This window comes from Enterobacter cloacae complex sp. IR5412, from assembly GCF_049237385.1.
Classification (GTDB): Bacteria; Pseudomonadota; Gammaproteobacteria; order Enterobacterales; family Enterobacteriaceae; genus Enterobacter; species Enterobacter intestinihominis.
In genome coordinates this window covers 374,363-386,853 of the sequence record NZ_JBMKHQ010000003.1, presented here as the reverse complement: position 1 = coordinate 386,853, position 12,491 = coordinate 374,363, and the positions used below count along the sequence as shown (strand labels likewise).

General features: G+C 57.6%; 11 protein-coding genes. 7 read left to right on the top strand and 4 right to left on the bottom strand.

Going from position 1 to position 12,491, the window contains the following annotated elements:
* The first annotated feature begins 114 nt into the window (after window positions 1–114).
* Window positions 115–1,806: a methyl-accepting chemotaxis protein gene (locus ACOTX2_RS08125; protein WP_063147348.1), complete on the top strand. Its 1,692-nt coding sequence runs from the start codon at window positions 115–117 to the stop codon at window positions 1,804–1,806.
* Window positions 1,807–1,847: 41 nt separating this feature from the next.
* Here the strand turns inward: ACOTX2_RS08125 and ACOTX2_RS08120 are convergent, their stop codons facing one another.
* On the bottom strand, window positions 1,848–2,771 hold the full coding sequence (locus ACOTX2_RS08120) for a LysR substrate-binding domain-containing protein (protein WP_022648073.1): 924 nt from the start codon (window positions 2,769–2,771) through the stop codon (window positions 1,848–1,850).
* A gap of 227 nt (window positions 2,772–2,998) precedes the next feature.
* Here ACOTX2_RS08120 and hglS point away from each other — a divergent pair, with 227 nt between their 5' ends.
* On the top strand, window positions 2,999–4,342 hold the full coding sequence (hglS, locus tag ACOTX2_RS08115; protein WP_063147347.1) for a 2-oxoadipate dioxygenase/decarboxylase HglS: 1,344 nt from the start codon (window positions 2,999–3,001) through the stop codon (window positions 4,340–4,342).
* 42 nt (window positions 4,343–4,384) lie between these two features.
* A complete protein-coding gene (locus ACOTX2_RS08110) occupies window positions 4,385–5,890 on the top strand; it encodes a carboxylesterase/lipase family protein (RefSeq protein ID WP_063147346.1) in 1,506 nt (501 codons plus the stop codon).
* On the opposite strand, the gene ACOTX2_RS08105 is transcribed toward ACOTX2_RS08110, so the two are convergent.
* Window positions 5,877–6,719, bottom strand: a complete 843-nt coding sequence (locus tag ACOTX2_RS08105; protein WP_100148797.1) for a LysR family transcriptional regulator — start codon at window positions 6,717–6,719, stop codon at window positions 5,877–5,879. The two genes, ACOTX2_RS08110 and ACOTX2_RS08105, sit on opposite strands and share 14 nt — an antisense overlap.
* A 113-nt stretch (window positions 6,720–6,832) precedes the next feature.
* On the opposite strand from ACOTX2_RS08105, the gene ACOTX2_RS08100 reads away from it, so the two are divergent.
* Together ACOTX2_RS08100 and ACOTX2_RS08095 are read left to right on the top strand one after the other, a co-directional pair.
* Window positions 6,833–8,002, top strand: coding sequence for a pyridoxal phosphate-dependent aminotransferase (locus tag ACOTX2_RS08100; protein ID WP_023306171.1), 1,170 nt, complete (start codon window positions 6,833–6,835; stop codon window positions 8,000–8,002).
* A 10-nt stretch (window positions 8,003–8,012) separates the two neighbouring features.
* Window positions 8,013–8,786: an ABC transporter substrate-binding protein gene (locus tag ACOTX2_RS08095; RefSeq protein ID WP_421625902.1), complete on the top strand. Its 774-nt coding sequence runs from the start codon at window positions 8,013–8,015 to the stop codon at window positions 8,784–8,786.
* Between the two features lie 81 nt (window positions 8,787–8,867).
* Here the strand turns inward: ACOTX2_RS08095 and ACOTX2_RS08090 are convergent, their stop codons facing one another.
* Window positions 8,868–9,113 (bottom strand): hypothetical protein, encoded by a 246-nt coding sequence (locus ACOTX2_RS08090; protein ID WP_074136297.1) that lies wholly within the window; start codon window positions 9,111–9,113, stop codon window positions 8,868–8,870.
* Window positions 9,114–9,143: 30 nt separating this feature from the next.
* Here ACOTX2_RS08090 and ACOTX2_RS08085 point away from each other — a divergent pair, with 30 nt between their 5' ends.
* The gene (locus ACOTX2_RS08085; RefSeq protein ID WP_032622222.1) at window positions 9,144–10,799 is read left to right on the top strand and encodes a glucan biosynthesis protein D; all 1,656 of its coding nucleotides are present in this window, start codon (window positions 9,144–9,146) and stop codon (window positions 10,797–10,799) included.
* Between the two features lie 105 nt (window positions 10,800–10,904).
* The gene (gene rimL / locus ACOTX2_RS08080; protein ID WP_022648080.1) at window positions 10,905–11,444 is read left to right on the top strand and encodes a 50S ribosomal protein L7/L12-serine acetyltransferase; all 540 of its coding nucleotides are present in this window, start codon (window positions 10,905–10,907) and stop codon (window positions 11,442–11,444) included.
* On the opposite strand, the gene ydcK is transcribed toward rimL, so the two are convergent.
* Entirely contained in the window at window positions 11,439–12,419 is a 981-nt protein-coding gene (gene ydcK, locus ACOTX2_RS08075; RefSeq protein WP_421625901.1) for a YdcK family protein, read from the bottom strand. The genes rimL and ydcK overlap by 6 nt on opposite strands.
* Window positions 12,420–12,491: the final 72 nt, after the last annotated feature.

The window sequence follows — 12,491 nt, the reverse complement described above, 5'->3', positions numbered from 1 at the left end:
TCTCTAAAGTGTGACCTGTCTGGCGCTTTTAGGCGTAATCTAATTCCCCGCTGTGCCGATGACTCTTTTACAGGCGTGTTTTTACGCATCTTACCTATAAGAGAGTCGACGGTCATGGACAACACAACATCGATGCAGGCGCAGCACAAGCTGAGTTTCTTGCATCACATCCGGCTGGTTCCGCTGTTTTCCTCCATTCTCGGTGGCATTATTCTCCTGTTTGCCTTGAGCTCGGGTCTGGCAGGCTATTTCCTGCTCCAGGCCGATAACAATCAGCAGGATGTCACAGCAGAAATCCAGGTGCGCACCGGTCTGTCAAACAGTTCCAACCATTTACGCACCGCCCGTATCAACATGATCCACGCGGGGGCGGCGAGCCGCATCGCGGAGATGGAGGCGATGAAGCAAAACATCGCTGAGGCTGAGACCCGCATCAGGCAGTCGCAGGATGGATTTGCCGCCTATATGAAGCGCACCGTTCGCACTCAGGCTGATGAAGCGCTGGATGGCGATCTGAAAGCCCGCTATGACGCCTACATCGCCGGTATGCAGCCGATGCTGAAATATGCCAAAAACGGCATGTTTGAAGCCATTATCAACCATGAAAATGAGACCGCGCGTCCGCTGGACGATGCCTATAACGCGGTGCTGCTGAAGGCGATAAAAATCCGCACCGAACGCGCCAACGCACTGACGGCGCAGGCTCACACCCGCACCCGGCTGGGGCTGATGTTTATGTTCGGCGCGTTTGGCCTGGCGCTTGCGCTGGCGGTGATCACCTTTGTGGTGCTGCGCCGTACGGTGATAAACCCGCTTCAGCGAGCCGCTACGCGTATCGAAAATATCGCGAAAGGCGATTTAACCATGCCGGACGAACCGACCGGGCGCAGCGAAATTGGCCGCCTGACGCGCGATCTGCAAACAATGCAGCAGGCGCTGGTGACAACCGTGGGCACGGTGCGGCAGGGGGCGGAGGAGATTTACCGTGGAACCAGCGAGATCTCCGCGGGTAATACCGATCTCTCATCCCGAACCGAACAGCAGGCGGCGGCCATCGAACAGACGGCGGCCAGCATGGAGCAGCTCACCGCGACGGTGAAGCAAAACGCCGATAACGCGCATCATGCGAGTAAACTTGCAGAAGATGCCTCCGGTAAGGCCAGCCGCGGGGGGCAGATGGTCTCCGGCGTGGTGAAAACCATGGGTAATATTTCCACCAGCTCGAAGAAGATCTCTGAAATTACCGCCGTGATTAACAGCATCGCGTTCCAGACCAATATTCTCGCGCTCAATGCGGCGGTCGAGGCGGCGCGTGCGGGTGAACAGGGACGCGGCTTTGCGGTCGTAGCGAGTGAAGTCCGCACCCTGGCAAGCCGCAGCGCGAACGCGGCGAAAGAGATTGAAAGCCTGATTAATGAATCGGTGTCGCTTATCGATCAGGGTTCCGGGGAGGTGGTTGCGGCGGGCAATACCATGAATGAGATCGTCGAGGCGGTTAAACGCGTCACCGATATTATGCTGGAGATTGCGGCCGCGTCTGATGAGCAGAGCCGCGGCATTGTTCAGGTGAGCCAGGCGATTTCCGAGATGGATAAGGTGACGCAGCAGAATGCCTCGCTGGTGGAAGAAGCCTCTGCGGCGGCGGCCTCGCTGGAAGAGCAGGGCGCGCGTCTGACGGAAGCCGTTGGCGCGTTTCGTCTCAACGGGGCGCGCGCAGGACGGACTACAGCCGCCGCAACCGCAGCAAAACCCGCGCCTTTAACCCCGGCGGCGGCTGTCTCAGGTGATAACTGGGAAACGTTCTGAGTAAGACAGACCCGCCCTCGCGGCGGGTTCTGCGTTTAGGGTCAGAGAGGCATTGACTTACGAATGGCGCTTAACAGCGTTTGGGCGCCTTCAGAGAGCGGGGCATCTACCCGCGTCAGGATCCCAATGGGTTCACCGGCGCCGGGCGAGGTTACCGGCAGCGCCGTAAGCACGCCGCGTCGCAGATCGTCCTTCACCGCGCCGGACGGCACAAACCATACGTAGTCATAATCCACCGTCAGCTGGCGCGAAAGAGACGCCGAGAGCGTTTCAATACACCCTGAAGGCAGCGTGCAGCCCTGCATTTGCAGCAACGCTTCCGCATTCTGACGCGGAACCGTTCCTTTCGGGGAAACTACCACTGGCCACTCCATTACGCGGCTTAATGTGACGGTATCCTGCAACAGGGGATGATTCGGACGCACGACCAGCTTCAGTGATTCCAGGAACAGCAGCTCGTAATTCAGGCCGCTCATCAGTTCCGGATCGGACATCCGGCCAATGCCCAGATCCAGCTCGCCTGACTTCAGGCCCGCCAGCAGCATGGTGTTATTCATGGTCGCGACCTGAAGCGTGGCGTGCTTTTGCTGGCGGTGGAACTGGCCGATCGCCGCAGGCAATATGCCCAGCGCCGCCGTTGGCAGTGCGCCCACGCGCACGATGTCGCTGGCCTGCTCTTCTTTACGGTTTAAGGCCTGACCGGCGGTATTGAGGGCATCAAGAACTTTAACGGCATGCGTCAGGAACTGTTCGCCTACGAGCGTAAGCTGAGCGCCCAGACGGCCGCGGTCGAACAGACGGGTTCCGGTAAGCTGTTCCAGTTCATTCAGCGTTTTGGATAGTGCAGGCTGACTAAGGTTAAGGGTTTCAGCCGCTCGCCCCAGCGTTCCCTGTTGAGCGACGGCCACAAATGTATGCAAATGGCGCAAGCGTATGCGCTGACTGAACAGACCATTTTTTTCCATAGGCGATGTTAAAAACAGAGCGACGCGGGTGACAAGTTAAGTTGTTTGAATTTGATAACCTGATAGCAAAATATTTTTAACATTTGATCTGTTTGAGTTACAACTGTTTTTCGAAAACGCCCATGCTTTGACCACTCGTCTGCCTGGATCACAATTTGTAAATTCTTCCCAACGAAAAGAACGGGCTTCTCTACACTCCAGGTAGTATTCACTGGAGGCATGACATCATGGCGAACACCATCACGGCTGATGATATTCGGGAACACTTTTCGCAGGCTATGTCGGCGATGTACCAGCAGGAAGTTCCGCAGTACGGCACCTTGCTGGAACTGGTGGCGGACGTTAACCTGGCGGTTCTGGAAAATAACCCACTTTTACATGAACAACTGGCAAATGCAGACGAACTGGCGCGCCTGAATGTTGAACGTCACGGTGCGATCCGCGTTGGCACCGCGCAGGAGCTTTCCACCCTGCGCCGGATCTTCGCCATTATGGGCATGTACCCGGTCAGCTACTACGATCTCTCCCAGGCGGGCGTGCCCGTCCACTCGACGGCGTTTCGTCCGACTGACGATGCGGCGCTCTGCCGTAATCCGTTTCGCATTTTTACCTCGCTGCTGCGCCTGGAGCTGATTGAAAACGTTGCGCTGCGCGAAAGGGCGGCAGAGATCCTCTCCCGGCGCAACATCTTTACGCCGCGCTGCCTGGACCTGATCGACCTGCATGATGTACAGGGACACTTTACCGAGGCACAGGCGCGCGAATTTGTGCAGGAAGCCTTAGAAACCTTCCGCTGGCATCGCCATGCGACGGTCGATCAGGAAACCTATCTGGCGCTTAGCAACGAACATCGCCTGATTGCCGACGTGGTCTGTTTCCCAGGGTGCCATATCAACCATCTCACGCCGCGCACGCTGGATATCGACCGGGTACAGGAACTGATGCCGAATTACGGCATTGAGCCGAAAATCCTGATTGAAGGCCCGCCACGCCGCGAGGTGCCGATCCTCCTGCGCCAGACCAGCTTTAAGGCGCTGGAAGAGCCGGTGCTTTTCGCGGGAGAACACAAGGGTACGCATACCGCGCGTTTCGGTGAGATTGAGCAGCGGGGCGTGGCCCTTACGCCGAAAGGACGCGAGCTGTACGACCGTCTGTTAAATCAGGCCGGGACCGGCAAAGACAACCTGACCCATCAGCTTCACCTGCGCGAGATCTTCAGCACCTTCCCGGACAGCGAAATGTTCCTGCGCCGTCAGGGGCTGGCTTATTTCCGCTACCGTCTGACTCCGACAGGTGAGGCGCATCGCCACGCGTTTCGTCCCGGCGACGATCCGCAGCCGCTGATCGAACGCGGCTGGGTTGTGGCGCAGCCGATCACCTATGAGGATTTTCTGCCCGTCAGCGCGGCGGGGATTTTCCAGTCGAATCTTGGCAATGAAACGCAGGCGCGCAGCCACGGCAATGCCAGCCGCAATGCCTTCGAAGCCGCGCTCGGCTGTGCGGTGTACGACGAGTTTACGCTTTACGAGGAGGCGGAAGCGCGCAGCAAACAGCGTTGCGGTTTGCTCTGAAACCGTTACTCTGCAGGGGTGTGATGGAAAAAGAAGGTTGGTATGGAAAATCCCTCCGCCCCTGTGGTTGAAACGCGCCAGGGCGCACTAATTGGTTCTACTGAAGGCGATACCCATGTGTGGTGTGGCATTCCTTATGCGGCACCGCCGGTTGGCCCGTGGCGCTGGCGCTCCCCACGCCCCCCTGCACGCTGGGATGGCGTGCGTCCGGCGACGGCATTCTCCGCCTCCAGCTGGCAGAGCAGCGAAAGCTGTCAGGAGCTGGGCGGCGGCGATCCTGGCCAATTCTCTGAAGACTGCCTGTACCTTAACGTCTGGTCGCCAGTCGCACGCGCCGATCCGCTTCCGGTGATGGTCTGGCTGCACGGCGGAGGATTTACCCTCGGCGCTGGCGGTCTGCCTCCGTATAACGGCAGGGCGCTGGCGAAGCGCGGTACGGTGGTGGTGACAATTAATTACCGTCTCGGCCACCTCGGCTTTTTTGCCCATCCGGCGCTGGAGGGGGAAGAAGAACGCGTGGTGCATAACTTTGCGCTGCTCGATCAGATCCAGGCCCTGGAATGGGTGCGCGATAACATTGCCGCGTTCGGCGGCGATCCTGAGAACATCACCGTATTTGGCGAGTCGGCCGGTGCGCGCAGCGTGCTGTCGCTGATGGCTTCTCCGCTTGCGGGAGGACTGTTCCATAAAGCCATTGTGCAAAGCGGGTACACGCTGCCCGACACCCCGCGCGAGCAGGCCATGCATAAAGGCGAAGTGATTGCTGCCCATTTTGGCCTGCAAAATGCCACCGCGGAACAGTTGCGCGCGATCCCGCCTGAGGCGTTCTGGCCGCTAACCTCGCCACTGAATATCGCCCCTGCGCCCATCGTGGGTGACTGCGTTTTGCCTGAGGCCATGCTCGATGTCTTTTTCGCTGCCCGTCAGCATTCAGTACCGGTGATGATTGGGTCAAACAGCGACGAAGCCAGCGTAATGTCGGTGTTCGGGGTCGATCTTGCCGGGCAGATCCAGAAGCTCCGTCGCGAGCGGCGCTTTGGCCTGGGGCTGATCAAGCTGCTTTATCCGGGCGTGAAGGGCGATGAGGAACTCGGCAGGCAGGTTTGCCGCGACATGGCCTTTACCACCATGGGATACGTGGTGATGCAGGCGCAGCAGCGGGCAGGCGGCCTGTGCTGGCGATACTGGTTTGATTATGTGGCCGAAGCGGAGCACGCGACGTATACCAACGGCGCCTGGCACGGTAACGAAGTGCCCTACGTGTTCGATACCCTTGGGCAGGTGGAACCCTCGCGGCAGTATGTAAATGAACGCGATCTGGCCTTCGCCGCTCAGGTGGCGGACTACTGGGTGAGCTTCGCCCGGGATGCGGGAGCACGCGATAGCCTGGTGGGGCCCACGCGCTGGCCCGCCTGCCGGAAAGGGCGGGACGTGTTGTTGCGCATCGGTGTGAATAAACATGCAGGTTTTCGGCTTGAAAACCGTTTTATGCGTGCCCGTATGAGCCTCTTCAAACGGGTAATGAAACACCACGTCAGCCTCGACTGAGCAGACAGTCACGAAACGCATCCAGCCCGTTCTCCGGGTCGGGTGCGTCGCGTAACACCAGCCGGTAGCTCGCCCCCGTCTTTATGCTCGTATCATAAGGCCGCATCAGCCGTCCGGCGCGCACGTCCTCCTCCACCAGCGTTTCATCCGCAATGGCGATGCCCAGCCCCTGAATGGCGGCGGTAATGGCCAGATCCATGGTTTCAAAGTGTTGATTTTTGAGCATAGCTGGCGCCGGACGCGGCTGTTTCGCCAGCCACAGCGTCCAGTCCGTTTTATCCCGCGTGGGGTGAAGGAAGGTGAGTGTTTCCAGCGCAGAACCGGCCCGCAGCGGGCTCATCACCGGGGTTAAGGCCTCTTCGAACAGCAGATCGCCGGCGCTCATGTGCGTTCCAAACACAATCGCCGCGTCATAGGATTCGGTTTTGAAATTGACGTTATGATCGGTGGTAGTGGTCAGCGCAATCTGGAGCTCCGGCTGTTCGCGCTCGACCTGTAACAGACGCGGTACCAGCCAGCGCATCGCGCAGGTAGGCGCTTTCAGTCGAATTACGGTCTGGTGCGTCCGCGCCTGTTCAGCAACGTTAAGCAGGTGCTCAAACGCAGATTGCAGTTCCGGCAGCAGGGCGCTTCCCTGTGAAGAAAGACGCAGGCCGCGAGCATGGCGTTCGAACAGCGGGAAGCCGAACCAGCTTTCCAGCGAGGCAATTTTGCGGCTTACCGCCCCCTGCGTCAGACAAAGCTCCTTCGCGGCATGGGTAAGATTCAGGTGACGCGCGGTCACGATAAACGTCTCTACGGCATTAAGCGGAAATGAACGACGCGACATATCTCACCTTAGCTATGCGTTTTTGTCATGGCTATTATGACAACAATTCGATTGTCCCGGCAATCAAGTTATTGTTTGAATAGTTATGCATTCACCACGAGAAGGGACAGAGGATGACTTTGAAAACGCCGGTGCAGACCCGCTCTAAATTGCCCGATGTAGGAACCACCATTTTTACCGTTATCGGCCAGCTTTCAGCCCGGCATAACGCCATCAACCTTTCTCAGGGTGCGCCGAATTTTTCCTGCGACCCAAAACTTATCTCCGGCGTCACTCGCGCCATGGAGTCAGGGCATAACCAGTATGCCTCCATGACCGGGCTGCAACCGCTCAGAGAGCGCATCGCGGACAAAATTGCCACGCTCTATGGCACCCGCTATGACCCGGCGAGTGAGGTACTGGTGACCGCCAGCGCCAGCGAAGGGCTTTACTCAGCCATCAGCGGGCTGGTTCATCCTGGCGATGAGGTGATCTATTTCGAGCCCTCCTTTGACAGCTATGCGCCGATTGTCCGTCTGCAGGGGGCGACGCCGATCGCTATTAAGCTGACGGTACCGGATTTTGCCGTGAACTGGGATGAAGTACGCGCGGCTATTACCCCGCGCACGCGGATGATCATCGTCAATACGCCGCACAACCCGAGCGGACAGGTGTTTTCAGCCGCCGATCTGCACCAGCTGGCAGCGCTGACGCGCCACACCGACATCATCATTTTGTCTGACGAAGTGTACGAGCACGTCGTTTTTGATGGCGAACCGCACCATGGGATGGCAACGCACCCGCAACTGGCGGAGCGCAGCGTGATTATTTCTTCTTTCGGAAAAACCTATCACGTCACCGGCTGGCGCGTGGGTTATTGTGTGGCGCCCGCGGAGCTGATGGATGAAATATGTAAGGTCCATCAATTTTTAATGTTCTCGGCCGATACGCCGATGCAGTACGCGTTTGCCGAACACATGACCGATCCGCAAACCTGGCTGTCGCTGGCGGCGTTTTATCAGCGCAAGCGCGATCTGCTGCAAAGTTTGCTCGCCGACTCACCGTTCAGGCTGCTTCCGAGTGCCGGTTCGTTTTTCCTGCTTGCGGATTACAGCGGCTTTAGCGACGAGCGCGACAGCGAGATGGTGAAAAGGCTGATTGTTGAGTACGGGGTTGCCACCATTCCGCTGTCAGCGTTTTATGCCGATGGCACGGACAATAAACTGATCCGTCTCTCTTTTGCGAAAGATGAGGCGACGTTACGGGCAGGTGCCCAGGCCCTTTGTCGGGTTACACCACGTTAAGGAATTTGAGATGAAATTACGCGCGTTAGTTGTCGGCATAGGACTGCTGTGTTCATTCTCGTCGTTTGCTGCTACCGAGTTGCGATACGGGCTGGAAGCGGAATATCCGCCGTTTGAAAGCCGCAATGCCTCAGGGGAGCTGGAAGGATTTGACGTAGAACTGGGAAATGCCATCTGTAAAGCCGCCGCGCTGAAGTGCAGCTGGGTAGAAACCTCGTTTGATGCGTTGATTCCCGGTCTGCTGGCGAAAAAGTTCGACGCCATAAACTCGGCGATGAACATCACCGAACAGCGTCGTAAGAGCATTGATTTTACCCAGCCCATCTACCGTATTCCCTCCCAGCTGGTGGGCAAAGCCGGTTCTGCGGTAGAGGCCACGCCGGAAGTGCTGAAGGGCAAAACCATCGGCGTTCTCCAGGGTTCAATTCAGGAAACCTACGCCAAAGAGCACTGGGAAAAGCACGGTGTCACCGTGGTGTCTTATAAAGATCAGAATATGGCCTGGGGAGATCTGCTGAATGGCCGCATCGATGCCTCGCTGGTCATGTCAGCGGCCGGGCAGGCAGGTTTCCTCAGCAAGCCGCAGGGCAAAGGGTTTGGCTTTATCGGCAAACCGGTGTCGGACGACACCATCCTCGGCAGTGGGATCGGCTTTGGGCTGCGTAAGGGGGATGAGGCCACCAAAAAGCAGCTTGATGCCGCAATTGATAAAGTACGTGCCGACGGCACGATCGCTAAACTGGCTGATAAGTACTTCCCGGGTATCGATGTCAGCGTAAAATAACCGCCTCGTTGGTCCCGGCTGTCGATGTCCAGCCGGGACACTTTTAAATACACTTCATCCTTCAGGCTGCCTCTGCGTTGGCTACGTCTGTTCACCCCGGTCACTTACTTGAGTAAGCTCCTGGGGATTCTCAGACTTGCCGCCTTGATCCAGCATGAATGATTTAGTGTATTTACTGTTTTTTACACCACTTTCAGGCCGTTCTGGTCGACAGAAAATATTTCTCGGTTTGTTCAGATAATCACCCGCCAACAATTGGATTCTTAACCGTTTTTGTTTAGGCTGTGCGTTCTTTCTTGCCGTCATTTCGCTGCGCGCGAAACTCATTCACACGACCATAAGGACGTTTTCTCAGGCATGAATCGCAGACGTTTTCTCAAAGGTTCCCTGGCAATGGCTGCCCTGAGCGGCACTTCTGGCCTTGCTTCTCTGTTTTCCCAGGCGGCGTATGCTGCTGACTCCGACATTGCCGACGGTCAGAGCCGTCGCTTTGACTTCTCTGTTCTGCAATCCATGGCGCACGATCTGGCGAAAACCCCGTGGGGTGGTGCGCCGCGTCCGCTGCCGGAAACGCTGGCCACCATGACGCCGCAGGCGTACAACGCCATCCGTTACGATGAGAAACAGTCGCTGTGGAATAACATTGAAGGTCGCCAGCTGGACGCCCAGTTCTTCCATATGGGAATGGGATTCCGCCGCCGCGTGCGCATGTTCTCGCTGGATCAAAGCACCTCTCAGGCGCGTGAGATCCACTTCCGTCCAGAGCTGTTCAGCTACGGCGATACGGGCGTGGATACCAAACAGCTTGAAGGTCAGAGTGACCTCGGCTTCGCCGGATTCCGCGTCTTTAAAGCGCCCGAACTGGCGCGACGCGATATCGTTTCGTTCCTGGGCGCGAGTTACTTCCGCGCAGTGGATGATACCTACCAGTACGGCCTTTCCGCGCGCGGGCTGGCGGTGGATACCTTTACTGACACCCCGGAAGAGTTCCCGGATTTCACCTCCTTCTGGTTTGAAACCGTTAAGCCGGGCGATACCACCTTTACCGTCTATGCGCTGCTGGACAGCCCGAGCATTACCGGTGCCTATAAGTTTGTGATCCACTGTGAGAAGAGCCAGGTGATCATGGACGTCGAAAACCATCTCTATGCGCGCAAAGACATCAAGCAGCTCGGCATCGCGCCGATGACCAGCATGTTCAGCTGCGGCAACAACGAACGCCGCATGTGCGACACCATTCATCCGCAGATCCACGATTCAGACCGCCTGGCAATGTGGCGCGGTAACGGAGAGTGGATCTGCCGACCGCTGAACAACCCGCAAAAGCTGCAATTTAACGCTTATCTGGATAAAAACCCGAAAGGCTTTGGTTTGTTGCAGCTTGACCGTGATTTCTCCCATTACCAGGACGTCATGGGCTGGTATAACAAGCGACCAAGCCTGTGGGTCGAGCCGCGCAACAACTGGGGTAAAGGATCCATCGCCCTGATGGAGATCCCGACAACCGGCGAGACGCTCGATAACGTGGTCTGCTTCTGGCAGCCGGAAAAACCGGTGCAGGCGGGTGATGAACTGGACTTCAAATACCGTCTCTACTGGAGCGCGCAGCCGCCGGTGCGTTCACCGCTGGCAAACGTCTACGCTACCCGTACCGGTATGGGCGGCTTCCCGGAGGGCTGGGCGCCTGGTGAAAATTACCCGAAAGTGTGGGCCCGTCGCTTTGCCATCGACTTCGTCGGGGGCGATTTGAAGGCCGCCGCACCGAAGGGCATTGAGCCGGTGATCACCCTGTCCAGCGGTGAAGCGAAGCAGGTGGAGATCCTCTACGTCGAGCCGTTCGACGGGTATCGCATTCTGTTTGACTGGTATCCAACCTCTGACTCCACCGAGCCGGTCGATATGCGTCTGTTCCTGCGCTGTCAGGGCGACGCCATCAGCGAGACCTGGCTGTACCAGTATTTCCCGCCCGCGCCGGACAAACGTAACTACGTTGACGACCGGATCATGCGTTAGTCCTTATGGGTTTGTGCCGGGTGGCGGCTTCGCCTTACCCGGCCTGATCCGGACGCATTTGTAGGCCGGGTAAGCGTTAGCGCCACCCGGCAATTAAGAGGCACTATGTCTTCAGAAATTATCCCCGTAACCCAGGAAATCGAGCTTCGCGCCGTCGAAGAGCGCTATACCACCGATCTGCATAACCTCGTTATTAAAAACAAAACCTGGCTGCAAACCGCCTTCGACTGGGCGCAGCATGTCGGCACTGAAGAGGACACGCGCCGTAACGTGCAGAGCAACCAGATGCTGCACCAGCGCGGCTACGCCAAAATGTTCCTGATTTTCATGAAGGACGAGCTGGTGGGCGTGCTTTCTTTTAACGCGATAGAGCCTGCGAATAAGGCCGGGTACATCGGCTACTGGCTTGACAAAGCGCATCAGGGACAGGGCATTCTCTCTCAGGCGCTACAGGCGTTTATGCGCTATTACGTTGAGCGCGGCGAGATCCGCCGCTTTGTGATCAAATGTCGCGTGGCTAACCATAACAGTAACCGCGTGGCGCAGCGCAACGGTTTTGCGCTGGAAGGTTGTTTGCGGGAAGCTGAAATGCTCAACGGCCGCTTCGATGACGTAAACCTGTACGCCAGGTTATTCCCGCTATAGCGCCCCCAGCAGCGGCGTCCGGGTGATCCGCGTGTCACCGTTGATCACTTTGGCTCCCCGGACGTGAATGCTTTCACCCTCCAGCGCCTCGATCGCCGCATCGTCTGTCATCTCCACCTGATGCTCAATCAGGACATCGCCGCTGATACGCGCGCGCCCATGAATAACGACCTTGTCATCAATCAGGATCGGCCCGCCGCGTAACCACGCCTCGCCACCAATCAATACGTGGTGTTTAATCACGCAGTTACCTTCGACGAGGGCGTTTTCCGCGACCTGTGAACTGTACCGCACGGTCGGGATCGCATCATCCTCTAAACCGGCCAGCAGGCGGGCGTTGCCGTACACTTTGGCGCAGTCGCACACCCAGACGTTATTAACCGCGTTGCCCTCAAGAATGGCGCGGTCGAACACCTCCGCGCGGTGCTCAACAAAGGCCCAGGTCACCATGGCATCGCCGTAGATTTGCGCCTGATGCACAATACGCGACTGGCTGACCGTGGCTCTGTCGTAAATCTGCAGGATCTGCTCACGGTCGGGTGTCAGCCCTTTGGCTGCAATCACCATGCTGTTATGCAGCACCCGCGCGTCACCCGCGATACGGCATTCCCCGCGTACGGTGGAGTGCTGGATAGTGACGTTGTCACTTATTGCCGCGCCATGACTCACCTCTGCCGCGTCAAGCCAGCTGTTGCCGCCTACGTGTGCGCGGTGGCTTACGATGCAGGGTTGGGTGAGGCGGGCGTTGCCGGATATCCTGGCCCCGGCAAACACCACGCTGTTTTCATCATAAACCCAGCAATCCCCGTCCTGGGCGAGCGCGTGTTCATCCTCAACCCAACCACCTTTTGTCCCGCTGGTCACATCGTTAAAATCCTTTGCGGCAATAATCTGTCTGAGTAGGGTTGTGCACGGCGTTGATCCATCCTGCCAGCGCCAGAGACGCGTTTCATTGCCAAGCCTGTATTTTGTCATCGTGTTTTCCCTGAAAAGCCATTCACTAAACGTAGCAAACTTTTGGCGTTTCGAAGTGCTGGCGTCTGCACG

Bases quoted from the DNA above. Each gene is read 5' to 3' on its own strand.
- hglS (WP_063147347.1), top strand. From the start codon at position 2,999: ATGGCGAACACCATCACGGCTGATGATATTCGGGAACACTTTTCGCAG.
- ACOTX2_RS08085 (WP_032622222.1), top strand. From the start codon at position 9,144: ATGAATCGCAGACGTTTTCTCAAAGGTTCCCTGGCAATGGCTGCCCTG.
- ACOTX2_RS08100 (WP_023306171.1), top strand. From the start codon at position 6,833: ATGACTTTGAAAACGCCGGTGCAGACCCGCTCTAAATTGCCCGATGTA.
- rimL (WP_022648080.1), top strand. From the start codon at position 10,905: ATGTCTTCAGAAATTATCCCCGTAACCCAGGAAATCGAGCTTCGCGCC.
- ACOTX2_RS08095 (WP_421625902.1), top strand. From the start codon at position 8,013: ATGAAATTACGCGCGTTAGTTGTCGGCATAGGACTGCTGTGTTCATTC.
- ACOTX2_RS08090 (WP_074136297.1), bottom strand. From the start codon at position 9,113: ATGAGTTTCGCGCGCAGCGAAATGACGGCAAGAAAGAACGCACAGCCT.
- ACOTX2_RS08105 (WP_100148797.1), bottom strand. From the start codon at position 6,719: ATGTCGCGTCGTTCATTTCCGCTTAATGCCGTAGAGACGTTTATCGTG.
- ACOTX2_RS08110 (WP_063147346.1), top strand. From the start codon at position 4,385: ATGGAAAATCCCTCCGCCCCTGTGGTTGAAACGCGCCAGGGCGCACTA.
- ydcK (WP_421625901.1), bottom strand. From the start codon at position 12,419: ATGACAAAATACAGGCTTGGCAATGAAACGCGTCTCTGGCGCTGGCAG.
- ACOTX2_RS08120 (WP_022648073.1), bottom strand. From the start codon at position 2,771: ATGGAAAAAAATGGTCTGTTCAGTCAGCGCATACGCTTGCGCCATTTG.
- ACOTX2_RS08125 (WP_063147348.1), top strand. From the start codon at position 115: ATGGACAACACAACATCGATGCAGGCGCAGCACAAGCTGAGTTTCTTG.